The sequence below is a fragment of the Enterococcus sp. AZ080 genome, from assembly GCF_051714945.1.
Classification (GTDB): domain Bacteria; phylum Bacillota; class Bacilli; order Lactobacillales; family Enterococcaceae; genus Enterococcus_B; species Enterococcus_B pernyi.
In genome coordinates, this window is the sequence record NZ_JBIOSV010000001.1 from 1,817,861 (window position 1) to 1,842,909 (window position 25,049).

Here is a 25,049-nt window from a genome sequence, read left to right on the forward strand (position 1 = left end):
TTTTAGCGGCGCTTTCCAAAGGGACTGTTCAAGCAGTTCCTTTTTTATTGTTAATCTCGCCCAAGACTGAGGATTCAGACATCGCCCCTAAGTCCATGAGTAGGGAATTTTATCTACTCAACATCTCTAAAATGACATATATCCACCTTTATTTTACTATCTCTCAACTGCGGCTAAAAACCGAATCCTTGTTTTGACATCAGTCCATGTCGATCATCACTTCAACCGTTTGCAGTGGTACGTCATAGAAGCGGTCTTCGAGACGCCCTAAGAAATCTTTGGCTTGTTGAGGGAACAAGGCATAGCTTAAAAGATCTTCTGGTGATTTTGCATACTCACTGATTTCTTTTTTGAGTAGCGACAATTGAGGTGCTAGTAAATCTGCGGGTCGTTCCTGGATCACTTGTTCATCACCAATGATTGTTTGTTGGATGGCTTCAGCGATTGGTGCTGGAGGACGGCCGTACAACCCTCGAACATATTCTTTGATTTCAGTTGGGACGAGTTTATATCGCTCACCAGAAAGTACATTCATCAGCGCTTGCGTTCCTACCATTTGGGACAACGGAGTAACGAGTGGCGGAAAGCCAAGATCTGCTCGAACTTTTGGCACTTCTGCTAATACTTCTTCATATCTCTCTTGTAATCCTTGTTCCGTCAACTGACTTAATAAATTAGATAACATACCGCCAGGCACTTGATAAATCAATGTTTTAGGTTCAATGTCCTTGACTTTAGGATTTAACATCCCTTCTTCGCGAAAACGATCTCTGATCGGATTGAAGTATTCTGCTATTTTTGTTACTTTTTTCATATCTAGCCCTGTCTCATAGCCCATTTCTTCAAGCACCAAAGCCATTGATTCAGTTGCAGGCTGACTCGTTCCACCCGCAAAAGAAGAGATAGCCGTATCGATGATGTCCGCCCCTGCTTCAACTGCTTTTAAATAGGTCATTTCAGCGATCCCACTTGTTGCATGGGTATGGACTTCTAATGGTAATGGAACAGCATCTTTGATTCGACTGATCAATTTGTAACCCGTTTGCGGGGTCAATACGCCCGCCATATCTTTGATACATAACGAATCTGCTCCAGTATCCGCCATTTCTTTTGCTAACCTTACAAAATAATCGATCGTATGGATCTCACTCGTCGTATAAGAAATAGCTGTTTGGCAATGACCACCAGCTTCTTTAGCTGTCACAATAGCAGTCTGTAAATTTCGGACATCATTCAATGCGTCAAACACACGAATACTATCAATGCCATTCTTGATCGATTTCTCGACAAATTCTTTGACTACATCATCTGCGTAATTTTTGTACCCAAGGAGGTTTTGTCCTCGAAGCAACATTTGTAGCTTTGTTTGTTTGACTTGTGAACGAATCATACGCAAACGCTCCCATGGATCTTCATTTAAGAAACGTAAGCACGCATCAAAGGTAGCGCCACCCCACATCTCTAATGAATGGTAGCCTGCTTGATCCATTGTTTTCAGGATTGGCAACATGTCTACTGTACTCATTCTTGTGGCAATCAAGCTTTGTTGCCCATCACGCAAAACGGTTTCCATCATTTGGATTTTTTTTGCCATTTACTTCCTTCCTTTCTCAACAAGTTGCTGGATATGTGTGCGTATCATTTGAAGGGAATGTTTCTGTTCGCGACTACAAACTTTGGCTACTTCGTTACACACGTAACATGTCCGTTGGTTATATCCCAGCATCTCGCGACTCAACTGCTGCATCTTTCCTTCTTCCCAAAAAAGTACATCAAGATCAACTAATCGACCATAGGGGCATGTTTCTTCGAGTTCGATCATGCGCTTTTTTAGTAGCTCTTTTCTTAAAGGAAGAAGCAAAAAATACTCGTAACCTGTTTTTTTCTTACGGTACAACTGGACCAATGGAGTGACTTCTGAAACACATTCTTCTATAGCTTCGACCATTATATGAAAGACTTGTGCGATTTCCTCTGACGTTTTGACAGGACCTGGTATATTCGTAGTTGCTGAAAGCAACACATGTTGTGGATTTGCTACCAATAATTTTCTTTGTCTTTTAGCACGGGCCTCTCTTGCGATAAGGATCTCTTCATGCGTCACAATTGGTCCATTGAATAATTTGCTACACATTTTTGACCACGTCGATCAATGTGCCATCGCGATATTCCACCAAGGCAACGATTTTTTCGCCATACTGGATGGCTGAAGGCTCGCCAACGATGGCATATGCTTTTTGTTTAAGCTCGTCAATCGTATATTGCGGTATATCTACACCCTTAAAATACTCGATCAGATCTTGACGTTCAGGATTGATGGCGATACCTACTTCCGTAACTAAGACATCAATGCTAGTTCCGGGAGTCACAACCGTATTGACATGATCAACAACAGTGGGTATCCGTCCACGAACGAGTGGCGTGATCACCAGGCTCATTTTACAACCCATGCTTGTATCTGGATGCCCACCAACAGCTCCACGAATCACTCCATCTGAACCAGTCATGACATTGACATTGTAAGCCGTATCGATTTCTAGCGCAGACACAATGGCTGTATCTAGCTGATTTACCATAGCACCTTTACTTGCTGGAGAAGCATACATACTTGCATCTATTTCATAATGTTGGTTGTTTTCACCTAAAGAAATCGCAGATAAATGATCGAAATCCTGGACATCAATAATCTTTTCTACTAAACCTTCCTCCAGTAATTCCACCATCGCATTTGTAATTCCACCTAAAAAAAAACTAGCAGTCATTTGGTCTTTCAACATTGCTTCGCGTAAAAAACGGGTAACTGCCAGTGCCGCACCACCTGTGCCAGTTTGAAAGGAGAATCCCTGTTGATAATAAGGCGAATGAGTGATAACTTTTGCTGCATACTCTGCGATCAAAAGTTCTTTAGGATTTTTAGTAAAGCGTGTCGCACCTTTGGCAATGCCTTCGGGATCACCTATCGCTTCCACTTCTACAACATAATCGACATCCGTCTGTGCAATACTGATTGGGATATTAGGAAAAGAAACTAATGTATCTGTGAGGATGACCACTTGATCCGCATATTTTGCATCGACCATGGCATAACCTAGTGATCCGCAAATGGCCTTTCCAGTGGTTCCATTGGCATTTCCATATTCATCTGAACTCGTCGCCCCTAAAAAAGCGACATCAATATGCAGATCACCGGATGCAATTGCTCGCGCTCGTCCACCATGGGAACGAATGATTACTGGTTTTTCCATGATTCCTTGCGAAATCGCTGCACCTACTTTATCCCGCAAACCGCTTGTGGTAATTCCTGTCACAACGCCATTTTTTATATGATCAATCAAAGGTTCATGGACATTTGCGATTGAACTTGGTGCGATCGTGATATCTTTGATTCGTAACGAGGCAATCTCTTCCATGACCTTATTAAGTACAAAGTCTCCTTCACGGAAATGATGATGAAAAGAAATCGTCATTCCATCTTTCAGCCCTGTTTTTTCAATGGCTTCTTTGAGACTTCCCACTATTTTTTTCTCATTTGATCGGACAGGATGGATGTTTCTACTGGCTTCCTTGTATGGTTCAATATGGTCCAACTCACCTTCGTACAGACGATGAGCAACTGTTGCTGTTTGTGGAATCTCTTTGCCAACTTTATTTACAACCATTTCTAGATCTCCTCCTCTCTGATCAACTTCGCTGCTTTTGCAAGAGCAATCACTCTTTCTGCTCGCTCGACGATTGGTTTGTCCACCATCTTGCCATTCACAGAAATCACGCCTGAACCTTTTGCTTCCGCTTCTTGGATACCCCAGATCACTTCTTTCGCTGCTTGGATCTCTTTTTCTGTTGGTTCATAAATAGCATGGACTAATGGAATCTGACGTGGGTTGATCACTGATTTCCCATCAAAGCCTAGTTGCTTGATCAGACGAACTTCTGTTTGAAATCCCTCAAGATTTTCAACATCTGAATAGACAGTATCGATTGCTGCAATACCAGCAGCTCTGGCTGAATGAAGGATCATATTTCGGGCAAAAGACAATTCTTGCCCATCTGGGTATCGTTGGGTTTTCATATTGGTCACATAATCTTCGGCACCTAACGCGATGCCAACTAACCGTTTGGAAGCTTTAGCGATTTCTCTTGCATTCAATACCCCTTCTGCAGATTCGATCGCTGCCATCATTTTTGTGGTTCCCATTGGGATTTGATAGGTTTCTTCCACTGAAGTGATGACCTGATCAACCTCGATGATGTCTTGTGCGGTTTCTGTTTTTGGCAAGCGAATGACATCGATCCCTGCTAATACCATTGCCTCAATGTCTTGGTCACCCCCAGCCGTCAATGCGTTGATTCGAACGACCGTTTCTACTTTGCTATAGTGAAATGTTTTTAATGCCATATGAACGAGCAAGCGTGCCGAATCTTTTTCTTTTAAGGATACGGCGTCTTCCAAATCAAACATGAGTGAATCTGCACCGTATAATGGCGCATCTCTCAGCATCGCTGCATTTGCACCAGGGACAAACATCATCGTTCTCCTTAAACATTCCATGAATTGATCTCCTTCCAATCATAGCGCTCTTGCTTTCCAGCTCGATGGACTGCTGTAATCGTCCTTGCCTGGATCGTGCAATCAAGCGCACCTTTATCGACAGCTGTTACTTTGGCGGCTTCAATGCCTAACTGTTGAAGGGTGTCCATAATGACTTTTCTGATTTGGTGACCAAATTGTTTTTCGACATTGCTTGTCAAGGAAAGTTCAATGCCTTTTTCTATCTTTGGATCGATCGTGATCATGATATCACTGGATTCAATTGTTCCAGCCACTGCACTTTGATAAATTTTCACTTCCTGTCACCTCTATTACGTTTATGATTTTTGATATAGTTATAAGTCGAAGCAGGCAAATACGCTTGTAATGTCTGCAAGTCATCTTCTTGTAAGGCTTTTCGGACTTTTGTTGCACTGATTGCTACTCTTTTGATACGTTTGCGTGGTAGGACGATCAAAGAAAGCGATTCTCCAAATACCTTTTTCAACGTTTCATTATAGATTTCAGTTATCTTAGAGTAGGGTTCTTCACCGACAAACCGATTTTCAATTTTAAGTATCGGTGCGATTTTTTCTTTAAAAAGTAGCGCATCCAAAGTACCTTGCGCTTTTGCCGCTTCTTCTGTAGCATGTTCCTTTAAAAAATAGGCAGGAAATGTGGCGGAAGAAATCAGATAATCTTCAGTCGGCAAAATCGTGACATTTTTTACATGCGCGACCCCTTGCTTGACCATTTCGAACCGTTCAGAAAAGGAAAATTCTGAACAATCTTCTGAAAGGATAAAAAGGTAGACTTGGTCTGCTTGTTTGGCTGCGCACTCCACCAAGTACTGATGTCCTTTTGTAAAAGGATTGGCATTCATCACAATCCCACAGCCTGTACCTTTTTTCTTTTTTGCCTTCAACATGTCAAGATAATCTTGAAAGTCAGGTGTACCTTGTTCCATAAACAATATGGTTTCAGTGGCAATGATCTCTTTAAATCCCATAGCATGAAAAATGGAGTGATTACTAGGATCTGTGTAGACAAAGAAATGCCTTTTGTTTTCTTCGGATAAATGATCAATTAATTGCTGAACGAGCTTCGTCAACAAATTTTCTGATTGGAAATCTTTCGCAACAGCCAAATATTTTAAAATATTACGCTCATAAGAACCGGTGGCAATCAGCTGCTCTTCTTGATAGATCCCAACGGTATAGTCAACCTTTTCATTCAATGTGAGACCGGATTTTTCGATCAGCTTCAGCCATTGTTGATAGACTTGAGCGTCCTTTTCCAACCATAATCTTTTGATTGTATACATGTACAAGACCTTCTTTTTATTTTCTTACTGGAAACAAGCGACTCAATAGCATCGAGGCAAGATAAATGATCAAGATAACAACGAATACGCCACCCCATCCTAAAACTAGTAGTTCAAGAGATTTAATTAACTCTGCTGACATCGTTTTTCTCCTTTCTTATACCAATAAGGCGAGCAATAAGCCGCCGGCAATCACTGAAGCAATCTGACCAGATACATTGGCTCCAGCTGCGTGCATCAAAATAAAGTTCTGTGGGTCTTCTTCTGTTGCCATTTTCTGAATGACGCGACTAGACATTGGAAAAGCAGAGATTCCTGCTGCTCCGATCATTGGATTGATTTTCTTTTTTCGGAATAAATTTAACAATTTAGCAAACAATACTCCACCGATCGAGTCCATAATGAAAGCAACCAGCCCTAGACCGATAACCATCAACGTATCGATCTGTAAAAATTCTTCATACTGCATTTTGACCGAAATGGCGATCCCTAATAATATGCTGATGAGATTGACTAACTCATTCTGAGCAGTGATCGACAAACGATCCAATACCCCACATTCTCGTAACAAATTTCCAAACATCAAAAACCCAACAAGTGGCAGAGAGACAGGCGCAATCAAACCAGCGACGACTGAAATAACTAAAGGAAAAAGGATTTTTGCTGTTTGCGACACTTCCCCTGCACGATAATTCATTCGAATACGTCGCTCTTTTTTAGTCGTCACAGCTTTGATCGCAACTGGCTGAATGATTGGCACGAGGGCCATATACGAATAGGCAGCCACCATGATGGCACCCATATATTTCGAATTCAACGTGTTCGCGACAAAAATGGAAGTTGGTCCATCCGCTGCTCCGATGATGCCAATAGAAGCTGCATCATTCAAATCAAAACCTAATAGGATCGCTACGATGATCGTAAAGAAAATCCCAAATTGTGCGGCGGCTCCAAAAAGTAATAAAAATGGATTTTGTAACAAGGGACCGAAATCGATCATTGCACCAATACCAATGAATAATAAGAGCGGAAATAGCTCCGTCGTAATCCCCATATCAAACAAAATTTGGAACGCGCCGGCCTCACCACCGGCACTCAGCACACCTGAATTAGGGAAATTAACTAAGATCGTACCTAACCCCATCGGTACGAGTAACGTTGGTTCATATTCTTTTTTTATCCCAAGGTACATGAGGACTCCGCCAATCACCATCATCACGATGCGTCCCGGCTCTTGCCCCATGCCAATAACTCCTTCAATAAGTGTTTCCACAGATGTCACTTCCTTTTACTTAATACTGAATACCAAGAGTCACCAAAATGACTCTACTCTCAAAGCGAACATTTAACTAATCGTGATAAGTGGATCACCAGGATTCACCATTTCTCCTTGACTGATATGGATTCCAGTCACTTGACCAGCTTTTCCAGCAACGATTTCATTTTCCATTTTCATCGCTTCTAAAATCATCAAAGGTTGATTGATTTCCACTACCTCCCCAACTGTAACTAATAAACGAGAAATCGTGCCTGGCATCGGCGAAGTCATCGCATCCGCTCCCGCTCCGACTGAGGATTTCGTTTCTGGTACAGTTGTTGAGACCTCTGATGGTATGACCGCTTCAACTGGTGTAGATCGTTCTGGTGTTGGAACTGGATTCGTTTGCGGACTTCCACCGATTTCTTCCATTTCCACTAAATATTCTTTTCCGTCAATTGAGATTTTGAATTTCCGCAACATTTTTTCTCCTCCAAAACATTTATTTTTTGGCTATTTTTCGTATAATAAACTGACTATTTGGATTGACTCCCGCTGCTACACCTGTAGCAATCAGTGAAACCAAAATTGCTTCCGGATTTCTCTGCTTGATTTTTTTGATAATGAATCGACTCTCCGGATCATATTCTGCTGCTAAACTTGCAGCTACCACGCTGACAAGCTGAATATCAGCTGGCGCAGCATCAATATATGCAGGAACCGGTTTCATTTTTTCTGGCTTTTCATTGTCTCTTTCTACTATTGTGGGATTGGGCTTCACTGCTGGTTGTTGCTTCTTTCTTCGTTTTGTAAACAGCCACATACTTCTTGCTCCTTTCTTCTTTTCTGTCCTTATTTTTATTATAGGATGATTCAACCAATTATGTTTTTCAAACTGATATAAGATTGTTTTTTTGTTGTTTCTTTTTCTTGAATCAGGCAAAAAAAGCAATACAAACATTGATATAAAAGCTTTTTCCAATGAATTAATGTTCTGTTAAGGTACTATTAAGCATTCGATAAGATTAGGTAGACCAAATTGTTTTTTTCATGTTCTTTTTTCTTACTTCATCTATCTTCCCTTTAAAATATTGCTTATCCTAAAGTCGTCAAGGAGGCGTCAATTTTAGAAACACACAACTCTTTCTGTCCTAAGAATAATTTTCTACCCATCTAATTTTGATACCGCTTACAAACAATGCAATCAGAAAAGGAGAAGCGTATGTTACTAACCGTTTTATCTTATGCAATGATCATTATCTTCATGTATGTCATCATGAAAAAGAAAATGTCCCCTTTTACTTCCCTTGTGGTTATTCCACTTTTATTTACCTTAATTGCAATGATTTCTGGTGCTTCAAAGAAAGGAAATATTGGCGATTTTGTATTAGAAGGCATCAAAACAACTTCAAATACAGGAATCATGCTATTATTTGCCATTTTATATTTTTCAATCATGTTAGACGCTGGTCTATTTGATCCAATCACTAAAAAAATGATTTATTTTGCCAAAGGCGATCCGATGAAAGTTTTAATGGCAACTGCGATCGTTGCCGCAACCGTTTCGCTGAATGGCGATGGGACAACGACTACGTTGATTTGCTGTTCCGCTTTTATTCCTATCTATAAAAAATTAAACATGAAAATGATGAACTTAGGGGTATTGATCATTCTTCAAAATACCATCATGAATCTATTACCTTGGGGTGGACCGACCGCTCGAGCGATGGCAGTATTGGAAGTCGATGCGGATATCTTGTCTTACCTAGCTCCTGGAATGATCTTGTCTTTGCTTTATGTCATTTTTTTCGTTGCACGCCGGATGGGAAAACAAGAACGTGACCGTTTAGGTATTACCCAATTATCAAATGAGGAAATTGAAGAAATCACTAAAATCACCGATCCTGAAACAGTCAAAATGCGCTGTCCTAAAAATTTTGTATTCAATGGGATACTCACGATCGTGTTGATTGCCTGGTTGGTTGCAAGCTCGTTTATCTCTTCGATTGCCTTACCACCTCTTTTATTATTTTTAATAGGAACATGCATTGCCTTAATGGTCAATTACCCTAATCTAAAAGATCAATCCGCCCGTATTGGTGCAAATGGTGGCGATGCAGTGCAAGTCGTGATTTTAGTTTTTGCAGCAGGAGTTTTCATGGGGCTTTTCCAAGGTTCCGGTATGGCTGAAGCACTCGCGAATAGCTTTACTTATCTCATTCCAAAACAACTAGCAGGATTCTGGGGATTAGTCATTGCGTTGATTTCAGCGCCCGGTACTTTCTTTATTTCAAATGACGGTTTTTATTTCGGTGTATTACCCGTTTTAGCAGAAGCCGGACATACCTATGGCTTTACGAATATGCAAATGGCTCTCGCCTCTTTGATGGGTCAAGCCTTCCATTTGCTCAGTCCTTTAGTCGCTTTTATCTATCTTTTGTTACGTTTGACCGGATTGGATATGGGGAAATGGCAACGAGAAGCTGGAAAATATGCCTTGGGTATTTTTACTATTTTTGTCGTCACAATTATTCTTTTTGGCTATATGCCATTTTATATTTCCCAATAAAAACAACCGTCTAAAGTAGATGTCCACTCTGAGAAGTGCTCCGTAATAGTAGAAAACAATTGATCCTCTCTTTTTCGATGTTACGGAACAATTTCTCAGAGATTTCCAGACGGACACTTTATTCCGATTTGTAAAATAAAAGTCACTCACATTTTAGTCATTTCTCATGAGGCGAAGGATAAAGCATGATAGACTTATTCATTGACTTAGTTTTTTATAGCAAAAGTAGAAATGGGGAGAAGAAATGAACAAGGTTGTTGAAGCATTACGTAAAAATTTGGACCTCACACAAAATAAGACATTGAATGTGCTTATTTATGAAGCGTTTCGTAAAACGATCATTCTTGGCGATATCCCTGCCAATACGCGGATCAACGAAAAAGTCTTAGCCGAAGAATTGAATATCAGCCGTACACCTATTCGCTTAGCAATGAAACAATTAGTCAATGAAAAATTGGTTGAACACGTACCCAAAATCGGCATCGTCGTCAAAGGTATCCGCATAAAAGACGCTTACGAAATCTATGATATCCGTAAATCTTTAGATACACTTGCCACGATCAAAGCAATGAATCAGATGACAAAAGAAGATTTCATTGAGCTGAAAGAACTATTATTACGAGGCGAAAGCTATAATCAAGCAGATCAAACAGAAAAAGTCTTGCAAAATTTTTCGGACTTCAATACGTTCATCTATGAAAAAAGCCAAATGCTCCGTTTAAAATCCATTGTCTTAGAGTTACAAGCTTACCTCGTTTATTTTCGCGATATCGCCATTCGTTCATCCAGACGCAGGGATAAAGCCCTTGAAGAACATTGGCTGATCTATCGCGGGATGCAAACAAAAAATGCAGAACAAATCACTTTGATCACCCACGAGCATTTAGATCGTTCATTACAATTTATTTTAGCTGAAATGGAGCGTAGAAAAATTGACTGACTACAAACTGATCGGTACGATCGCACAGGCTGCACAGCATGCTTTGTTTTACGAAGTAGCATTAAGTCCAAAACCAGGATTAGTCGATCCTATTTCAAATGGTGCGCATACAGATATGGATTTTCAGACTTTTCAAATAAGTATCCAAACCTTAACACCTTTTTTTCAAAAATATATCGCATTAGGTCTTACCCATAAAGGAAACACGAAATCATTATTTGAACAGCTAAGGCAGACTGGATATCAAGCAGAGCAAGCAATGCTTGACGCAACAAATGACATCAACACACATAAAGGAGCGAATTTTTCGTTTGCTGTCATCTTGGGCGCGATCGGTTGGCACATGCAACAGTGCTTTATCCAAAGACTTCCATTAAACGCCAAACAGACGGAGCAAATTTTAAAGCTTACCGGAGAACTGACCCATGATTTGATCAAAGAGGATTTTCATGATTTAGCGCGGAAGACACAGCGTACACATGGGGAAGAGCTTTTTTTGGTGCATGGTATTTCAGGTATTCGTGGCGAAGCTGCTCAGTGTTATCCCAGTCTTGCTTCCATTCTTCTTCCCTACTTACGTTCAGCAAACTATCATGCGCCCGATGAAGTCTTTCTACGTGCCTTGGTTTTATTGATGAGCGAAATCGAAGACGGGAATATACTTCACCGAGGCGGTATTCAGGAGTGGCAAAAAGTACAACAAGAGACAAAAAAAATTCATCAAGCAAAGCTTCCACGGAAGCAGCTACTTGATGAATTAACGATCTATGATCAACGATTGACCAAACGCAATCTAAGTCCTGGTGGTGCAGCAGATTTACTTTCATTAGGTATTTTTTTCGCTCAATTAGAAGGATTACTTTCTTTACCAGAGGGTAAGAAAATATAACCAAGTCCTCTAACCGTTCTGAGGTACTGGACATTTTTTGGATCATCTTCGATTTTGTTTCGTAAGTGATTGATAAAAACCATAATGGTATTGGCATCCAGCTCACTGTCATTCCAAACACTTTGATAAATTTGTTCCTTTGAAAAAACCTGTTCGGGATTTTCTATAAAGAATTGCATCAGCTTGATTTTTTTTGAAGACAACTCAATGGATTTGCCTTTTTTATATAAACGATAAAGCGCTTTGTCAAAGCAAAAATCACCTATACTGATTTTATTTTTTTTGCACTTTGTCGTTTGTTCTTTAAGTACCTTGTGTCTGTCCAAAATAGCGAGAACTTGCGCCTTTAGCAGTGTCGGATTGAATGGTTTAGTGATGTAATAATCTGCTCCCATCTCCAATCCAGTGATAATTTCAATCTCATTTTGTTGTTCGGTAAAAAAAACGATGGGAGAAAGACTGTCTTGCTCTCGGATGAGTTGAACAATATGGTAGCCATCTGTTTGATGGGCTAAACGAATATCTAAGAGATATAGATCAAAAGTCACTCTAGACATGATATCCAGTGTTTTTTCGACGGAATCACTTTGATAGATCAATACACCAGCTGGTTGTAAGGCCTTCCAAATCATTCTTCTAAATGTTAGATCTTCATCGATCGCCAATATCTTCTCATTTCTCATTTTCTTTCCTCCTGCCTAGAGCATCCATAGGTTAAAAAATACACTATGACCTGTATTTTGCTTATTCAAGTAAAAAAAGTAATTGATCATAATATCACAATTCATCCTCCAGCTCTATTATACGCAAAGAAACGGTGATTTTCCGACTTCAAAAAAGAAAATACAATATAAAAACATTTTTGACCTGGATTTTGACCTAGATAAATTTTCATAAAAGCAAGAACAACTGAAAACTAAAAACGCTAAAATCCTTCATAAAAAGGATTCTAGCGTTCAGCTAAATCGTGTGATTTCTCCGAATGGAGACGGCGGGAGTCGAACCCGCGTCCAAACACATCGCCACTTAAAAATCTACGTTCATAGTCAACTCATTTAGAGGTTCGCTTTACAGCTTGCCGAGTGACAGGCATTCTGTATCGCTAGTCTGATGTTCTCTTTTTCAACTTACAGACGGAAAGTTGAAACGTATCCCACTAAAGTTAGGACCCTTACTCGAGCACATGGGCGATGCCGAGAGGATCTACGCTAACTGTTTTTAGGCAGCTAAAGCGTAAGAGTTGTTTTCGTTTTTAGCAGTTATATTTAACTGTAACGTTTTAGCGTAGACGTAACCTACGAAACGCAATTCAAGCTCGAACTGTGCCTGTCGAATCCGTAACGTCCCCTTAATAAAATGGGTTACGGTATTTTCAAGATACTTACATAATATACCATATATGTAGTTTTTTTTCAATATGATTGTTTGCTTTTCGAGTAGATGCTTCACTTCTTGAGCAAAGCAAGAAAGGTCTTAGGGATGAATAGACATCAGACTTTTCTTGCTCCCTCTTAAAGTGAACGTTCTTTCTACTTTAGCTGCTTCGATCGCAAAAGAACGTCTCAACGAATCCTTTTAAGCAAGTGTTTTCGCGACATTCAATTCTGTTTCTTTTTCTGCATATTCAGGCATATTTTTGAACAATTGTTGCAACAATGGACTTTGGTTATGTCCTTCGATTGCTTGTTCGTCACGCCAGTTTTCAACCATCACAAAGACATTTACTTGTTCCGTTGACTCATACAATTGATAACTCAAGCAGCCATCTTCTTTTCTAGTCGCTTCGATCAATTGTGTCGCTTCTTCTAAAAATTCAGCGCGTTTTGCTTCTTTGATGGTAAATTTTGCATTGATGATGATCATTCGTCCGTCTCCTTTTTCTTTCTATTTGAAAGAAGTGATTTTTTCTGAAGCTAAACGAACAGATTCGTAGCCTTGATCGACTGCTTTACCAACTGACAAGATCATTACAGGGACATAACGTTCTTTGTCCAAATCGAAAGCTTCGGCTAATTGGTCTGCTTCAAATCCGCCGATTGGATTTGTATCATATCCATGGCTACGTGCAGTTAACATAAATTGCATAGCTGCTAAGCTTGAATCGATCTTCACTACGTCATTCATTTGTTCACGTGTGAAATTTTTGTAATAAGGAATGATCGCTGCTAGTTGTTCGTCACGAACTTCTGCTGGCATTTTGCCTTCTTCCACAGCTTGATCATAGATTTCTTCTCCGTATTCATAGCAATTCATATCACCAAAAATCAAGACCATGGCAGATGATGTATCATTTTGTTTTGTGTTGAAACGGATCAATGGTTTCAATTTCGCTTTTGCTTCTTCGCTTTCAACTACTACAAAGCGCCAAGGTTGTAGATTCACAGAAGATGGTGCTGTTGTTGCTTCTTGGATCATTTCCAACATTTCTTCATGAGGGATTTTCACATTTTCATCGTACACACGGATTGATTTTCTGCCAAAGACGATATCAGAAAAATCATTGTTTGCTAGAGTTTTATTCATTACTTAACCGCTTCTTTCTTCGTTTTGATTTTTAGTATAATCTATCTAGTAATTTAGTCAGTTGATCGATTTCTTCATCTGATAGCGAAACACACAGGGAGTCATCTGATTCTTGATGATTTTTTTCACACTCGGTCAATTCATTCACTGCTTTATCGGACAAAGAAACGAATACTTCACGATTATTGTTCTCATTTCTTTTTCTGATCACATATCCTTTTTGTTCTAATATCTTTAGATGACGTGAAATAGCTGCCAAATCGATTTTTAAATCGCTCTGTAACTTATTTTGCAAACATTCCCCGTTTTCTTGTAAGAACATCAAGATCTCGTACCTCGTTAAACTAAATCCAGTTTCTTTTTCAAATAAAGCTGTTCCTTCTTGACTGATGATTTTTATCTGATAAAGCAATTGACTTAACTTTCTCAGCTCCATAATGTTGCCTCCTACTATCTTTGACTAATCAATTATTGACTTGTCAATAATATAAATCATTTACTTCCTTTTGTAAAGTAAAAAGAAAAAGAAGCAAGTTAAAAGTTATTTTCCCTTTTAACTTGCCCCTTCTTCAACTGTCTGTATTCGAGTATTCTATTTCTTAACGATTATGTATGAATGTTCAATTGCTTCTATTATGTATGCAAATTAAAGGAAGTCTGATAATTAACAATAGCTTATTCAAATCAGACTTCCTGCTAGGCGATAGGCGTATTCATCACTTTAAGATACCATTGCTTGTGTGTACAGCTTGGTTGGTGACTGAAAGACCTGTTCAACGGGACTCAACTCAAAGATATCTGTATATTTTGCGACAACTTTCCCACATTTCTCTAGAATATCTAAGTGATCTGTACGATCATATTCCTCTACACTCATAATCACACAGTTTTCTAATTTTCCAATTACTTCTCCGACTACTTTATTTTTGATGCCGATTGGATAACATACATATTTTTGTCCTAAAACGATTGTTTCGCTTGTCATAACTCATTCTCCTCTTGGTTCTTTAATATTTTATAAAATGATAATAACATTAAAATTAGATTATGAAAACAAAAATATTCAATAAATTAAAAAAAAGTTGAAAAAAAGTGATCAAACACCTTTTTTCAACTCTTTTTCACTTTATTTCATAACATTTACAGGAAAATCACCTAACAATAACTCAACATATTGTTCCAAAAATTCTTGATCTAAAGCATCGTAGCCCTCGGTCACACCACAATCGATATCAAGTACTCCGATCAATCGACCTTCTTTGATCATAGGTACTACGATTTCAGATTGTGCGGCTGAATCACATGAAATATAATTTTCATGGGTTTTCACATTCGCAACGATCAATGTTTTTTGTTTTTCTGCTGCTTCGCCACAAACACCTTTTCCCATTTTGATACGGGTACATGACACTCTACCTTGGAAAGGGCCTAAAATCAATTCTTGTCCATCATATAAATAATAGCCGGCAAAGACTGTTTGAGGTAATGTTTCATTCAATAATGCAGAGGAATTAGCTAAATTGGCCAACCAGTTGTCTTCTGCTTCTAAAAGTCCTTTTTGTTGGAGTAGCAAAATTTCATAAGCATCTCTTTTTTCTTTTTCTGTCCATAACATCCAAAATCACTCCTTCTATGCCCAAAATTATAGCCTAATTCAAGGAGCAACGCTATGGTTTTATTTTTGTTTCTTAATGACTAGATCATTCTGCTTGCTCGATTTCAGCAGCTAGATCTGCATAGTCGATTTCATTTTGGATAAAAGTCGGATCATTCGTCGGAAAATGTTGCACCAAAGATTCCATTTGACTGATTTCTACTGTTCCTTGCGACACAGTAAAATCGAGGATATGCCCTCCAAATGTTTTCTCATCGTCAATAAAATGCAAATGGAAGCCTGCAGCAGCCACCCCTTGAAATAATTCCGGTGTATAAAACCCAACAATTGTCCCTTGAATATCTGATCGATGAAACTCTGGCTGGGATTCTGAGATCTTCGCTAAGCGTCGATATGGTTTTTCTTGTTTTGGCATGATCCGGATATGCATATCTTTAAATAAACCGCTGATCTTGACTGCTAAAAAGAGATTTTTCCCTGCTTCGTCCTTCAGGATTTTTTCTTTTAATGCTTCGCTAGATAGATGTTGGACTGTAAATGAACGGTCCGCTGAAAATGCAGTGATTGCCGCATAAGGAGTGGACTCTTCTCCGGACAAATGGATCAATGCACCATCTGATCTACCTTGATAGGCTTCACCGTCTAAAAATATCACTTCGCCGTCTAACCCATGTAATGTTCCAAGACCTAGTGTACCGTACTTCAAGACCCCCGCAATGGAAGTAGTCCCGTCCATCAGTCCCGCCATTAGCGCACCTAATGTACCATGTTGATATAATACTTTCTCTGTCATCTGAACATCCCCTTAGTAAAATTGGTCTGGTAAGATCGTTTCACCTAATTTTTCATTATCTCGATAATCAATTGGGATATCGATGATGACTGGTCCTTCTGTAGCAAATCCTTCTTCTAAGGCAGATGCCAATTCTTCTGCATTGCTTACTCGCAGACCTTTAGCGCCAAAAGCTTCGGCATATTGAACAAAATCAACTGGACCAAAATCAACCCCTGATGCTCGATCATATTTCATGATTTCTTGAAACTCGACCATATTATAACGACCATCATTCCAAATCAAATGAATGATCTTCAATTTTTTACGCACAGCTGTTTCTAAGTCTTGGGCAGAAAATAAGAAGCCACCGTCACCTGATACAGAGATTACTTGCGTATTTGGACGAACTAGTGCAGCAGAGATCGCCCAAGGAAGTGCAACGCCTAACGTTTGCATGCCATTACTGAATAGCAAATGACGTGCTTCATAACTTCTAAAGTGGCGGGCCATCCAAATATAATGACTACCTACATCAACCGTCACAGTCATGTCGTCTGTTACTTTCGATTGCAGTGTATTGATCACTTCTAACGGATGTAAGATCCCGTCTTCACTACTGGTTTCACAAATATCTCGTGCCTTCAACTTTTCTTGCAACGTATTTAAATATTCTTGCGCATCTGCTGATACTTGTGTTTCTTCTAATGACTCTGTCAGTAAATCTAATGTTGCAGAAATGTCCCCGATTAGTTCACGTTCTGGTTGCATGTAACTGTCGATTTCAGCTGGTGTTTCATCAATGACGATGATTCTAGCATCTTTTTCAGCATTCCAGTTTCTCGCTTCATATTCGATTGGATCATAGCCAATTGCAATCACTAAATCACTCCGTTTTAACAGCATATCTCCTGGTTGATTGCGGAATAGACCTACTCGACCAAAAAAGTGGTCTTCTAATTGACGAGAAATCACACCAGCTGCTTGGAAAGTTTCTACCACAGGCAATCCTGTTTTTTCAACAAGTTGGCGAATGGCTGCTGTTTCATCTTTACTAGATCCACGCATTCCAACTAACAATACAGGTAACTTCGCTTCACGAATCCGTTCAACCAGATAGTCGATATCTCCTGAAGATGCTGAGCCTAATTTAGGATCTTGTAATGGTTTGATGACCTCACTTTTGACTGGTGCATCCACCACATCTTGAGGGATACTGATAAAACTAGCGCCTTTTTTCGAACTCTTTGCCATTCGATAGGCATTAGCGATAATTTCTGAAATTGTTTCAGGATCTTGGATCTCTGCACTATATTTTGTGATTGGTTCAAACAACGCAGCATTGTTCATGCTTTGATGTGTTAATTTTAATAAATCACTTCGTTTTACTTGCCCTGCGATTGCCAACACGGGATCACCTTCTGCTGTTGCTGTGACTAGTCCGGTTGCTAGATTACTCGCACCTGGCCCACTTGTCGCAATCACCACACCTGGTTCTCCAGTAATACGACCAATTGCTTGCGCCATAAAGGCAGCATTTTGCTCATGACGCGTCACGATCAACTCTGGACCATGATCTTCTAATTCATTGAATACTCCATCGATTTTCGCTCCTGGAATACCGAATACGTAATCAACTTGATGATTGATTAAACTTTCTACTACAGTTGTTGAACCTTGTTTTTCTTTAATCATTTCTTCTGATACAGTTTCGTCACCTTGTTTTTCTTTAATTACTTTTTCTGATACAGTTCCTACGCCTTGTTTTTCCTTAAACAACATGAGACACCTTCCTTTTCAAAGCTATTTACATGATCATTACATTATAAATAGAAATAATATTAATACAGATATTCATACCTGTTTCATCTATTAGTCTAGCACTTAATGAGTCATTTGTGTAGTAAGAAGCAAAAAAAAAACATACATTTTTGTCACATGGACAAAATGTACATCTTTTTTATTGATTTTGATATTTTTTCCCTAGAATGATCAGGTCATTTTCTTGATTGCCCATATTGGCAACTTTTGGCAAATGTCCCCAAACGGCATATCCATTTTTGAGAAATAACTTTTTACTTGCCTGATTCATATCAAAAACAAATGCAAGCACTGTCTGGATTTTTAAACGATGCAGTTGAGTTTCCACAAAGGCAAGTGCGGCCTTACCTAAATGATGACCACGTGTCACTGGGTCTAGATAAATACTGATTTCCGCTGTCTGTTGATACGCAGGCCGACCATAAAAATCACTAAGGCTGATCCAACCGACGATATGATCGCCATGACGCATTACCCAAAGCGGTCTAGAATCAGCATGATGCGCCTCAAACCAAGGGACCCTCGAGTCAACCGTTATCGGTTCTAGGTCCGCTGTTGCTTGCTTCGATGCGATAGACTGATTATAAATGTCCACAATTCGCGGTAGATCCTTGATCGTTGCATAGGTATACTTGATATCGATTGATTTCGCCCCCTTTATTTTTGAATAGTATAACACGTTTTTTATCATCGTTATACAGCAAAAAAAAGAGTTGTATCGAAACCAATGATATTACTACTATTAGTGTTTATTCTTCAATCTTTTTGATTGTTGAATGAGTTTGAGCGCACGTTTTCGTGTTTTGATATTCGGGCTGTTCAATCGTCTATATGCGCTTGAAAGGTCTTGCTTCTCCATTTTATCCCCCCATTTTCTAGAACATTCATTTCACCTTATTTTACTTCTGTAAATAGCATTTTCTTTCTTAACTTTGGCGAATATTTCTTTAACGTTAATCGTTCCGGTGTATTTCTTTTGTTTTTACTCGTCAGATAGATTCGTTCACCCGTTTCTTTGCATTCTAATGTAATGTTTTGGCGCATGTTTTCTCCTTCTCTCACTCTTTTTTAGCAATTCAATCGTTGTCCTATTTTCAGCTTCGATCAAACCACTCAAATTTTAAATAGTAATGATTACGATTTATAAAATATAATATACGCTAGTAGCGAATTACTGTCAATAAAAAAACGAATGAAAATAACTTCAAATGAATGGATACTCATTTTAAACAATTAAAAATAACAAAAAACTGATTTTCAACAGGCAACTACGTACGCCATCGAATGACAGTTTTTTGTCTTTACTATTGTTTTACAGTTGTTTCTAGTAGTTCAAACAGATCGGCTAGTACAAACTCTGCTTGTGGCTCATCTGCCCAAATACCAACCATACTACCCATCACTGGTAATTCGGTATTGCTGACTACAGTGGATGTCGAAATTGTCGCTAGTGCGTTTTTTGCTGTATCAAAGGAGTAATGTCCTTGTTCACTTGTTTTTCGACCGATGACCCAATACCAGTGATCGTTCGTATTCACTACTTGATGCCCTTGATCAAGTAAAAATTCGGCAGAACTGACGTGATAGTTGTCCCACCCTGCTGTCCAATAGGCAATCACTAAGTCTTGATCGAATCGACCAAATTGTTCTTTTTCCTCGTAGTAGATGCCGTCGTTAAATACGATCGGAATCATCCCATAGGTTTTGACCAGTTCAGCCAATTGATTGGTATAAGTGACAAAATCGCGATACTTCCCAGACTGCTGGAGTCCTCGCCATCCGCCATCAGTTAAATCATTGGCAAATTCATCGCAACCTATATTGAAGGAATTAGTGATCGTTGAGAAGTAGCTCACATATTTTTCAAGTAGTGCTTTGGTGAAAGCGACCGCTTCTTGATTATCCAAATCAAGTGTTCGAATCGACGTTTGATAACAAGGGTGTTCGATGCCTAATTGTTGCATTCCTGTTAGAATCGCGTCCATATGGCCAGGGGTATTGATAAGCGGGATCACTTCCATGTTTTCTGCCTTAGCCACACTAGCTAACTCTGCCATTTCTGTTTCCGTCAAATAAGTACCATTAGGATCCTCATAGTACTGTTTTGTTCCTGCAATCAATGCTTCTTTGACTGATTGACTGGAATAAGTTTTCCCTTTGACAGTCAGCGTCATGTCATCCAGTAAAAAGCGTAATCCGTTATTTCCCAGCGCAAAAGAAATCGCCGTGTATCGACATTGACTTGCTTTTTTTATGATCTGGATCAATTGTTCTTTCGAAAAATATTTACGGCCATTATCAATCAATAAAACCTTTTTCATCTTTACCTCCACAAAAAGAAATCGTTTACATATTATACAATAAAGGAGGCCCAACGAAAATACTCTTTTGCACTTAAATAAAAAAATCCCCTCTCAACCAGATTACTCGATCGTTAAGAAGGGAGGTTGCTTATTCAACTGAATCTACACAGAATGCCTTTTCTTTGGCTAAAAAGAACGGACGGAGATAGCCGACAGTGTTTGATAAAGGCAGCAATTCTTCACTTAAATGAATCTTCAAGACATCCGCTAAATATTGCTTACGTCTAACGATCCGCTCCCACATGTCTGGATATTGCTCTTTCAGTTCATTTCTCAATCCTTCATCTGCTAGTGCCACACATTCTTCTGCACTTACTCCAGTATATCCTGATACAGAAGGAATAATATCTAACTGGAAGATCATACCACTCTTGATGATTTCTTGCGAACCAGAATAAATGGGCGAGGCTAACCATTCTTCATCCGCCGTCAAGTGTCCTGGATTCAAATGCCAGTGATAGGTCACTTGTGGCAAGACTGTTTCAATCAATTGATAGAGATCAGCCCCTTTCATTCCGATATGGATAGCTTCTAGCCAGCTGACGATAGCTGCATAATAAGGTTTTGCTACTCGATCCAGATAATCGGCTTGTTCTACTGGCAGTTGAGCTTCTTCTTCGATCACAAATCCTGTACGACTGGATAAGCCACCTTTGAAGCCTGTCGTCAATGACAGCGGATCACCGAATTGGATCGTTTTTGCTGTCGGATAAAGATTCGCAAATTCAAAACGGCGTCCAGTTGCAGCAATCGTGATCACTGTATTCGCTTGTCCTTGTCCGTGCAACAACTCTCCGATCTCGGATTCTTTCACACCAAGCTCAATGGCATCTAATGCACGTAGCATGCAAGACGAAGCAAGATTTGCCCCATATTCGTAGTGTGCGATTTCATTTGCATTGTTCGTGACACGCGCCCCTTCCTCACCAATCAATAGATGAGTGCCATTGACGATAGCAGTTTCCGCAGTGATTGCTTGTTTTAGCGCATCTACGATAAAGAATGGTACATCGAACAATTGGCTATTGTTTTGTGTCATAGACGTAAACAACTTCCAACCGACTAACCCGATTTTCTTTCTATCTGCCACCTTTAATGATGCAAAAATAGCTGACAGGTTTTGTTCATGGTCCATTGGTTGATTCGGTAAAGAAAATGCTGGATAATGGATCAAATCCGCAGTGATCCGCGCATGGGCATTCATTTTTAGATTCTCATTCCCAAGAATCATCGTGAATTTGCCCGATTGATCTAACACCAATAATCCTTCTTCAAATCGCGGAATAAAGCCTGTAAAATATTCAAAATTACCACCATGCTCTTTATCTGCATATATCACCAACAGATCTATCGCTTCGTCTTTCATGCGTTCGATCGTTTTGTTGATCCGTTCGGTGATCGTGTCCTCCGTCAAAAAGACAGGGGGAACATCTGGAAAAATCGCTGGTTTTGGTATAGTTGTTAACTGGATGTTTTCTTTTTTCATTCATTCTTCCTCGCTTCTATGAGTTCTACATGGTTCTGAGTCAGTGCTTTGGCTAATGCTTTTGGAGGCTTTTGATCCGTAATCAAATAATCAATCGCTGATAAGTCGCTGACTTTATAAAAACCAGTTTTATCTAGTTTGGTATGATCCGCTAGCGCGATCACCCTACGTCCTTGTTGGATCATCTGACGTTTCACTAAGCCTTCTTCCTCTGTATGGATGAACAGTCCTTCGCTTGTCAACGCAAATACTCCAAGTAGTGTGTAGTCTGCTTGATAATTTTTCAACTGTTCCACTGTTTCCGTTCCAAATAAAAACAACTGTTCTTTGTGTAATCTACCAGGTAATAAGGAAATAGCTGTTTTCGGATGATGGGCTAGTAATAAAGCGTGAGATAAAGAATTGGTGACCGCATGGATTTTTTTGTCCGGCAGTTCTCTAATCACTGCTTCCACTGTGGTCGAAGAATCAAAGATGATCGAGGAAGGATCTGCCATTATTTCAAGCGCCTGCTCAGCCATTTGTTTTTTCACATCATTTAGGATCGTTGACCGTTGCTCATAATCAAAGATCGTTGCTTCTTTTTGAATCGCTAAAGCACCGCCATGGGTCCGTTTGATTTGGCGCTGTTTTGCTAACTGGATCAAGTCCCGACGAATCGTATCTTTAGACACATCTAAGCGATCTGCTAAATCTTCGATCGAAGCACTTTTTTCTTGATCAATCATTGTTTTAATACGTTGGATGCGTTCTTCCTTCAACATGACCGCTCACTCCTTTCATCTAAGATACGCTATTTTGCATTATTTCGCAATGTTTTGCTGTTTTTTTCGTAAAATAAGTGGGCCACTAATTCTTTACCACCTAAAACCGAATAAATGGCAGGAACAGAAGTAACCTCTTCGAAAAAAATAAGGCGCCAGCCACAAAAATTGGAAGAACAATTTTCGCGGCTAGCGCCTTATTTTTCAAGGCTAAACATTTCGGTCTCGACCTCTTGATGGTTGATTGATTCAATTCATAACAGCTTGCTTCTCTTCAATTGTTTCAATGAGTCTTGGCAAATCAGAAAACCGATCGATCACATAATCTGCGCCAGCTTCTAAAAATTCTTGCCGCACCCGCTCAAAAAGTTTCTCTTTTTCAGTAGACGATAATTGCTGATACGTGTCAAAGGAATAACCAGCTTGTGAACTTCCTTCAATTACGCCCACAGAAAGAACTCCTGCATTCTTCCCTTCGAGTATATCAGAGATCGTATCTCCTAGTTTTAACACTTCTTGTCTATTTTCCTGTTTAAAATAATTCAAGTTCGTTAATAACATCTCTGGAGAGGGACGCCCTTTGCCGTCTACTTCATCTGGTGTGACGATGTGATCTGGCTGATACCCTTGTTCTTTCGCCTTCGCAACAACGATTGTCATCATTTCACTCGTATAACCAGTCGTACTGCCGATTTTGGTTCCTCGCTTACGTAAAGTTGCGACGGTGTCAAGTACACCCGGTTTCACTTCTGCATGATTTGCCAATTGCTGGAATAATACTTCTTCAAATGTTTCATAGATTGCCTCGATATCAGTAGTTTCAGGCTGACGTCCGTGAGTTTCTAACCAACTTTCAGCAATACGAGGCATTTCTAGCATCATTTGGATATGCTCGAATTTTTTCATTCCCATCGGCTCTCTGATTTCTCGTTCAGTCACAGTGATCCCTTGATGTTTGAATGCTTCGCGAAACGCCGACACCGGTGCCATACAACCAAAATCGACTGCTGTTCCTGCCCAATCTAAGATGACCACATTAATCATTTTTTCGCTCCTCCATATATTGCTGGATCAACCCAGCTACTTTTTCGATATCTTCCAGATAGATTTCACCAATATTCCCAATCCGGAAGCAATCAGTATCACTGATTTTCCCAGGATAGATCGCGTAGCCATGTGCTTTTAAATAGTCATAAAATGCTTGGAATTCGAATTGGATGTTCTCAGGATATTTGAATGACGTGATGAAAGGTCCCTGATTCTCACTAACATAGGCTTCAAACCCAATTTCTGCCATTCGTTCACGCAAACGCTCATTGTTCATCTGATATCTGTCATAGCGAGCATCGATACCACCTTCTTCCGCCAACTCTTCTAGCGCTTGCCAAAATGCGAGAACAGTATGGGTTGGTGAAGTGAAACGCCATTTCCCGTCTACATCCATCACACGAAATTGATCATACAGATCCATACTCAACGTGCGTGCTTGTCCGGCACTTTTTTTTAATAGCTCTTTTTGACAAATCACAAAACCAAATCCAGGTACTCCTTGGATACATTTATTTGCACTTGAAACTAGAAAATCGATTCCTAACGCGCCAACAGGGATCGGAATGCCGCCAAAGCTTGACATCGCATCGACGATAAAACATAATTTGTGTTTCTTTGTCACTGCTGAAATCTCTTCTAAAGGATTCAAAATACCAGAAGTCGTTTCACTGTGGATCATTGCAAGTGTAGTAATACCAGGATGCAACGCTAATAGTTCCTCGATTTTTTCAGCTTGTGGTGTTTCATTTTCAGCCACTTGATAAATCACATGATCAATGCCATGGTATTGAGCCATTTGCACCATCCGTTCGCCATAAGCACCATTTGTACAGATCAGTAAACGATCGGTCGCGCCAACAACTGAACTTAACACAGATTCAACTGCAAAGCTGCCACTTCCTTGCATCAAAACAGCTGTATAAGCCTCATTGGAGACACCAGCAAGATCAAGCAATCGTTGTCGAATCGCCTGAGTGATGACTTTAAAATCATCATCCCATGTACAATGATCGACAAGCATTGCTTCTTTCACTGTACGACTCGTGGTCAGAGGACCTGGTGTCAGTAATTTATAATTGATTTTACTGTGATTGATTTCTTTTTCATAATGTTCGATCACCTTTGTTTTTCCACTCATTTTCTTTCT

The 25,049-nt window shown here is 39.6% G+C and carries 29 protein-coding genes and 1 other RNA gene; 3 read left to right on the plus strand and 27 right to left on the minus strand.

Annotated elements, in window-relative coordinates; translation table 11 throughout:
- Positions 1–199: 199 nt before the first annotated feature.
- The 10 genes from IGK01_RS08560 to IGK01_RS08605 all read right to left on the minus strand — a co-directional run bounded on the left by IGK01_RS08560 (position 200) and on the right by IGK01_RS08605 (position 7,933).
- Positions 200–1,594 (minus strand): oxaloacetate decarboxylase subunit alpha, encoded by a 1,395-nt coding sequence (locus IGK01_RS08560; protein ID WP_438840659.1) that lies wholly within the window; start codon positions 1,592–1,594, stop codon positions 200–202.
- Positions 1,595–2,134 carry a citrate lyase holo-[acyl-carrier protein] synthase gene (gene citX / locus IGK01_RS08565; protein WP_438840660.1) on the minus strand — a complete coding sequence of 180 codons (540 nt, stop codon included), beginning with the start codon at positions 2,132–2,134 and terminating at the stop codon, positions 1,595–1,597.
- Complete coding sequence (gene citF, locus IGK01_RS08570; RefSeq protein ID WP_438840661.1) at positions 2,127–3,659, minus strand: citrate lyase subunit alpha; 1,533 nt, start codon at positions 3,657–3,659, stop codon at positions 2,127–2,129. The genes citX and citF overlap by 8 nt, the downstream gene beginning before the upstream one ends.
- A gap of 2 nt (positions 3,660–3,661) precedes the next feature.
- On the minus strand, positions 3,662–4,549 hold the full coding sequence (gene citE, locus IGK01_RS08575; protein ID WP_244062864.1) for a citrate (pro-3S)-lyase subunit beta: 888 nt from the start codon (positions 4,547–4,549) through the stop codon (positions 3,662–3,664).
- On the minus strand, positions 4,537–4,845 hold the full coding sequence (citD, locus tag IGK01_RS08580) for a citrate lyase acyl carrier protein (protein WP_010735091.1): 309 nt from the start codon (positions 4,843–4,845) through the stop codon (positions 4,537–4,539). Before citD ends, citE begins: the two co-directional genes overlap by 13 nt.
- Entirely contained in the window at positions 4,842–5,852 is a 1,011-nt protein-coding gene (gene citC, locus IGK01_RS08585; protein ID WP_438735105.1) for a [citrate (pro-3S)-lyase] ligase, read from the minus strand. The genes citD and citC overlap by 4 nt, the downstream gene beginning before the upstream one ends.
- 16 nt (positions 5,853–5,868) lie before the next feature.
- Positions 5,869–5,994: an OadG-related small transporter subunit gene (locus IGK01_RS08590; RefSeq protein WP_010735089.1), complete on the minus strand. Its 126-nt coding sequence runs from the start codon at positions 5,992–5,994 to the stop codon at positions 5,869–5,871.
- 15 nt (positions 5,995–6,009) lie between these two features.
- Complete coding sequence (locus IGK01_RS08595) at positions 6,010–7,125, minus strand: sodium ion-translocating decarboxylase subunit beta (RefSeq protein ID WP_195513555.1); 1,116 nt, start codon at positions 7,123–7,125, stop codon at positions 6,010–6,012.
- Positions 7,126–7,197: 72 nt separating this feature from the next.
- On the minus strand, positions 7,198–7,593 hold the full coding sequence (locus IGK01_RS08600; RefSeq protein WP_023519913.1) for an acetyl-CoA carboxylase biotin carboxyl carrier protein subunit: 396 nt from the start codon (positions 7,591–7,593) through the stop codon (positions 7,198–7,200).
- A gap of 19 nt (positions 7,594–7,612) precedes the next feature.
- Complete coding sequence (locus IGK01_RS08605) at positions 7,613–7,933, minus strand: hypothetical protein (protein ID WP_023519914.1); 321 nt, start codon at positions 7,931–7,933, stop codon at positions 7,613–7,615.
- A 399-nt stretch (positions 7,934–8,332) separates the two neighbouring features.
- Here IGK01_RS08605 and IGK01_RS08610 point away from each other — a divergent pair, with 399 nt between their 5' ends.
- The 3 genes from IGK01_RS08610 to citG all read left to right on the plus strand — a co-directional run bounded on the left by IGK01_RS08610 (position 8,333) and on the right by citG (position 11,508).
- Positions 8,333–9,679 (plus strand): CitMHS family transporter, encoded by a 1,347-nt coding sequence (locus IGK01_RS08610; RefSeq protein WP_244062862.1) that lies wholly within the window; start codon positions 8,333–8,335, stop codon positions 9,677–9,679.
- A 244-nt stretch (positions 9,680–9,923) separates the two neighbouring features.
- A complete protein-coding gene (locus tag IGK01_RS08615; RefSeq protein WP_010735084.1) occupies positions 9,924–10,619 on the plus strand; it encodes a GntR family transcriptional regulator in 696 nt (231 codons plus the stop codon).
- Positions 10,612–11,508 (plus strand): triphosphoribosyl-dephospho-CoA synthase CitG, encoded by an 897-nt coding sequence (gene citG / locus IGK01_RS08620; RefSeq protein ID WP_153829725.1) that lies wholly within the window; start codon positions 10,612–10,614, stop codon positions 11,506–11,508. The genes IGK01_RS08615 and citG overlap by 8 nt, the downstream gene beginning before the upstream one ends.
- Here the strand turns inward: citG and IGK01_RS08625 are convergent.
- The 17 genes from IGK01_RS08625 to phnW form a co-directional block, all read right to left on the minus strand.
- Complete coding sequence (locus tag IGK01_RS08625; RefSeq protein WP_438840662.1) at positions 11,463–12,191, minus strand: response regulator transcription factor; 729 nt, start codon at positions 12,189–12,191, stop codon at positions 11,463–11,465. The genes citG and IGK01_RS08625 overlap by 46 nt on opposite strands.
- Positions 12,192–12,488: 297 nt before the next feature.
- Positions 12,489–12,856: a transfer-messenger RNA gene (ssrA, locus tag IGK01_RS08630) on the minus strand.
- A gap of 227 nt (positions 12,857–13,083) precedes the next feature.
- On the minus strand, positions 13,084–13,371 hold the full coding sequence (locus IGK01_RS08635) for a putative quinol monooxygenase (protein ID WP_023519920.1): 288 nt from the start codon (positions 13,369–13,371) through the stop codon (positions 13,084–13,086).
- A 21-nt stretch (positions 13,372–13,392) separates the two neighbouring features.
- Positions 13,393–14,031, minus strand: a complete 639-nt coding sequence (locus tag IGK01_RS08640; RefSeq protein ID WP_010735080.1) for a nitroreductase family protein — start codon at positions 14,029–14,031, stop codon at positions 13,393–13,395.
- Positions 14,032–14,062: 31 nt separating this feature from the next.
- On the minus strand, positions 14,063–14,467 hold the full coding sequence (locus IGK01_RS08645) for a MarR family winged helix-turn-helix transcriptional regulator (protein WP_438840663.1): 405 nt from the start codon (positions 14,465–14,467) through the stop codon (positions 14,063–14,065).
- A 285-nt stretch (positions 14,468–14,752) separates the two neighbouring features.
- Positions 14,753–15,016 (minus strand): hypothetical protein, encoded by a 264-nt coding sequence (locus tag IGK01_RS08650; protein WP_023519921.1) that lies wholly within the window; start codon positions 15,014–15,016, stop codon positions 14,753–14,755.
- Between the two features lie 141 nt (positions 15,017–15,157).
- The gene (locus IGK01_RS08655; protein WP_010735077.1) at positions 15,158–15,646 is read right to left on the minus strand and encodes a GAF domain-containing protein; all 489 of its coding nucleotides are present in this window, start codon (positions 15,644–15,646) and stop codon (positions 15,158–15,160) included.
- 85 nt (positions 15,647–15,731) lie between these two features.
- On the minus strand, positions 15,732–16,439 hold the full coding sequence (budA, locus tag IGK01_RS08660) for an acetolactate decarboxylase (protein ID WP_010735076.1): 708 nt from the start codon (positions 16,437–16,439) through the stop codon (positions 15,732–15,734).
- A 12-nt stretch (positions 16,440–16,451) separates the two neighbouring features.
- Positions 16,452–18,113: an acetolactate synthase AlsS gene (gene alsS, locus IGK01_RS08665; protein WP_065096024.1), complete on the minus strand. Its 1,662-nt coding sequence runs from the start codon at positions 18,111–18,113 to the stop codon at positions 16,452–16,454.
- Between the two features lie 265 nt (positions 18,114–18,378).
- Positions 18,379–18,930 (minus strand): GNAT family N-acetyltransferase, encoded by a 552-nt coding sequence (locus IGK01_RS08670; protein WP_010735067.1) that lies wholly within the window; start codon positions 18,928–18,930, stop codon positions 18,379–18,381.
- A 51-nt stretch (positions 18,931–18,981) separates the two neighbouring features.
- The gene (locus IGK01_RS08675; RefSeq protein WP_096081604.1) at positions 18,982–19,098 is read right to left on the minus strand and encodes a putative metal homeostasis protein; all 117 of its coding nucleotides are present in this window, start codon (positions 19,096–19,098) and stop codon (positions 18,982–18,984) included.
- A 35-nt stretch (positions 19,099–19,133) separates the two neighbouring features.
- Positions 19,134–19,283, minus strand: a complete 150-nt coding sequence (gene rpmG, locus IGK01_RS08680) for a 50S ribosomal protein L33 (RefSeq protein WP_010735066.1) — start codon at positions 19,281–19,283, stop codon at positions 19,134–19,136.
- A 260-nt stretch (positions 19,284–19,543) separates the two neighbouring features.
- Entirely contained in the window at positions 19,544–20,560 is a 1,017-nt protein-coding gene (locus IGK01_RS08685) for a family 20 glycosylhydrolase (protein ID WP_010735065.1), read from the minus strand.
- Positions 20,561–20,690: 130 nt separating this feature from the next.
- On the minus strand, positions 20,691–22,088 hold the full coding sequence (locus IGK01_RS08690; RefSeq protein WP_023519932.1) for a M24 family metallopeptidase: 1,398 nt from the start codon (positions 22,086–22,088) through the stop codon (positions 20,691–20,693).
- On the minus strand, positions 22,085–22,852 hold the full coding sequence (locus tag IGK01_RS08695; protein ID WP_010735063.1) for a DeoR/GlpR family DNA-binding transcription regulator: 768 nt from the start codon (positions 22,850–22,852) through the stop codon (positions 22,085–22,087). The genes IGK01_RS08690 and IGK01_RS08695 overlap by 4 nt, the downstream gene beginning before the upstream one ends.
- Before the next feature lie 249 nt (positions 22,853–23,101).
- Positions 23,102–23,896, minus strand: coding sequence for a phosphonoacetaldehyde hydrolase (phnX, locus tag IGK01_RS08700; protein WP_438748285.1), 795 nt, complete (start codon positions 23,894–23,896; stop codon positions 23,102–23,104).
- Entirely contained in the window at positions 23,889–25,040 is a 1,152-nt protein-coding gene (gene phnW, locus IGK01_RS08705; protein WP_438748287.1) for a 2-aminoethylphosphonate--pyruvate transaminase, read from the minus strand. The genes phnX and phnW overlap by 8 nt, the downstream gene beginning before the upstream one ends.
- Positions 25,041–25,049: the final 9 nt, after the last annotated feature.

Coding starts and splice junctions, on each gene's coding strand:
- IGK01_RS08695 (WP_010735063.1), bottom strand. CDS start 22,852: ATGTTGAAGGAAGAACGCATCCAACGTATTAAAACAATGATTGATCAA.
- budA (WP_010735076.1), bottom strand. CDS start 16,439: ATGACAGAGAAAGTATTATATCAACATGGTACATTAGGTGCGCTAATG.
- citX (WP_438840660.1), bottom strand. CDS start 2,134: ATGTGTAGCAAATTATTCAATGGACCAATTGTGACGCATGAAGAGATC.
- IGK01_RS08655 (WP_010735077.1), bottom strand. CDS start 15,646: ATGTTATGGACAGAAAAAGAAAAAAGAGATGCTTATGAAATTTTGCTA.
- phnW (WP_438748287.1), bottom strand. CDS start 25,040: ATGAGTGGAAAAACAAAGGTGATCGAACATTATGAAAAAGAAATCAAT.
- IGK01_RS08605 (WP_023519914.1), bottom strand. CDS start 7,933: ATGTGGCTGTTTACAAAACGAAGAAAGAAGCAACAACCAGCAGTGAAG.
- IGK01_RS08640 (WP_010735080.1), bottom strand. CDS start 14,031: ATGAATAAAACTCTAGCAAACAATGATTTTTCTGATATCGTCTTTGGC.
- phnX (WP_438748285.1), bottom strand. CDS start 23,896: ATGATTAATGTGGTCATCTTAGATTGGGCAGGAACAGCAGTCGATTTT.
- IGK01_RS08650 (WP_023519921.1), bottom strand. CDS start 15,016: ATGACAAGCGAAACAATCGTTTTAGGACAAAAATATGTATGTTATCCA.
- IGK01_RS08600 (WP_023519913.1), bottom strand. CDS start 7,593: ATGTTGCGGAAATTCAAAATCTCAATTGACGGAAAAGAATATTTAGTG.
- citF (WP_438840661.1), bottom strand. CDS start 3,659: ATGGTTGTAAATAAAGTTGGCAAAGAGATTCCACAAACAGCAACAGTT.
- citC (WP_438735105.1), bottom strand. CDS start 5,852: ATGTATACAATCAAAAGATTATGGTTGGAAAAGGACGCTCAAGTCTAT.
- IGK01_RS08690 (WP_023519932.1), bottom strand. CDS start 22,088: ATGAAAAAAGAAAACATCCAGTTAACAACTATACCAAAACCAGCGATT.
- IGK01_RS08685 (WP_010735065.1), bottom strand. CDS start 20,560: ATGAAAAAGGTTTTATTGATTGATAATGGCCGTAAATATTTTTCGAAA.
- IGK01_RS08610 (WP_244062862.1), top strand. CDS start 8,333: ATGTTACTAACCGTTTTATCTTATGCAATGATCATTATCTTCATGTAT.
- IGK01_RS08635 (WP_023519920.1), bottom strand. CDS start 13,371: ATGATCATCATCAATGCAAAATTTACCATCAAAGAAGCAAAACGCGCT.
- alsS (WP_065096024.1), bottom strand. CDS start 18,113: ATGATTAAAGAAAAACAAGGTTCAACAACTGTAGTAGAAAGTTTAATC.
- IGK01_RS08675 (WP_096081604.1), bottom strand. CDS start 19,098: ATGGAGAAGCAAGACCTTTCAAGCGCATATAGACGATTGAACAGCCCG.
- citE (WP_244062864.1), bottom strand. CDS start 4,549: ATGGAATGTTTAAGGAGAACGATGATGTTTGTCCCTGGTGCAAATGCA.
- IGK01_RS08625 (WP_438840662.1), bottom strand. CDS start 12,191: ATGAGAAATGAGAAGATATTGGCGATCGATGAAGATCTAACATTTAGA.
- IGK01_RS08670 (WP_010735067.1), bottom strand. CDS start 18,930: ATGATAAAAAACGTGTTATACTATTCAAAAATAAAGGGGGCGAAATCA.
- IGK01_RS08615 (WP_010735084.1), top strand. CDS start 9,924: ATGAACAAGGTTGTTGAAGCATTACGTAAAAATTTGGACCTCACACAA.
- IGK01_RS08560 (WP_438840659.1), bottom strand. CDS start 1,594: ATGGCAAAAAAAATCCAAATGATGGAAACCGTTTTGCGTGATGGGCAA.
- rpmG (WP_010735066.1), bottom strand. CDS start 19,283: ATGCGCCAAAACATTACATTAGAATGCAAAGAAACGGGTGAACGAATC.
- IGK01_RS08645 (WP_438840663.1), bottom strand. CDS start 14,467: ATGGAGCTGAGAAAGTTAAGTCAATTGCTTTATCAGATAAAAATCATC.
- IGK01_RS08590 (WP_010735089.1), bottom strand. CDS start 5,994: ATGTCAGCAGAGTTAATTAAATCTCTTGAACTACTAGTTTTAGGATGG.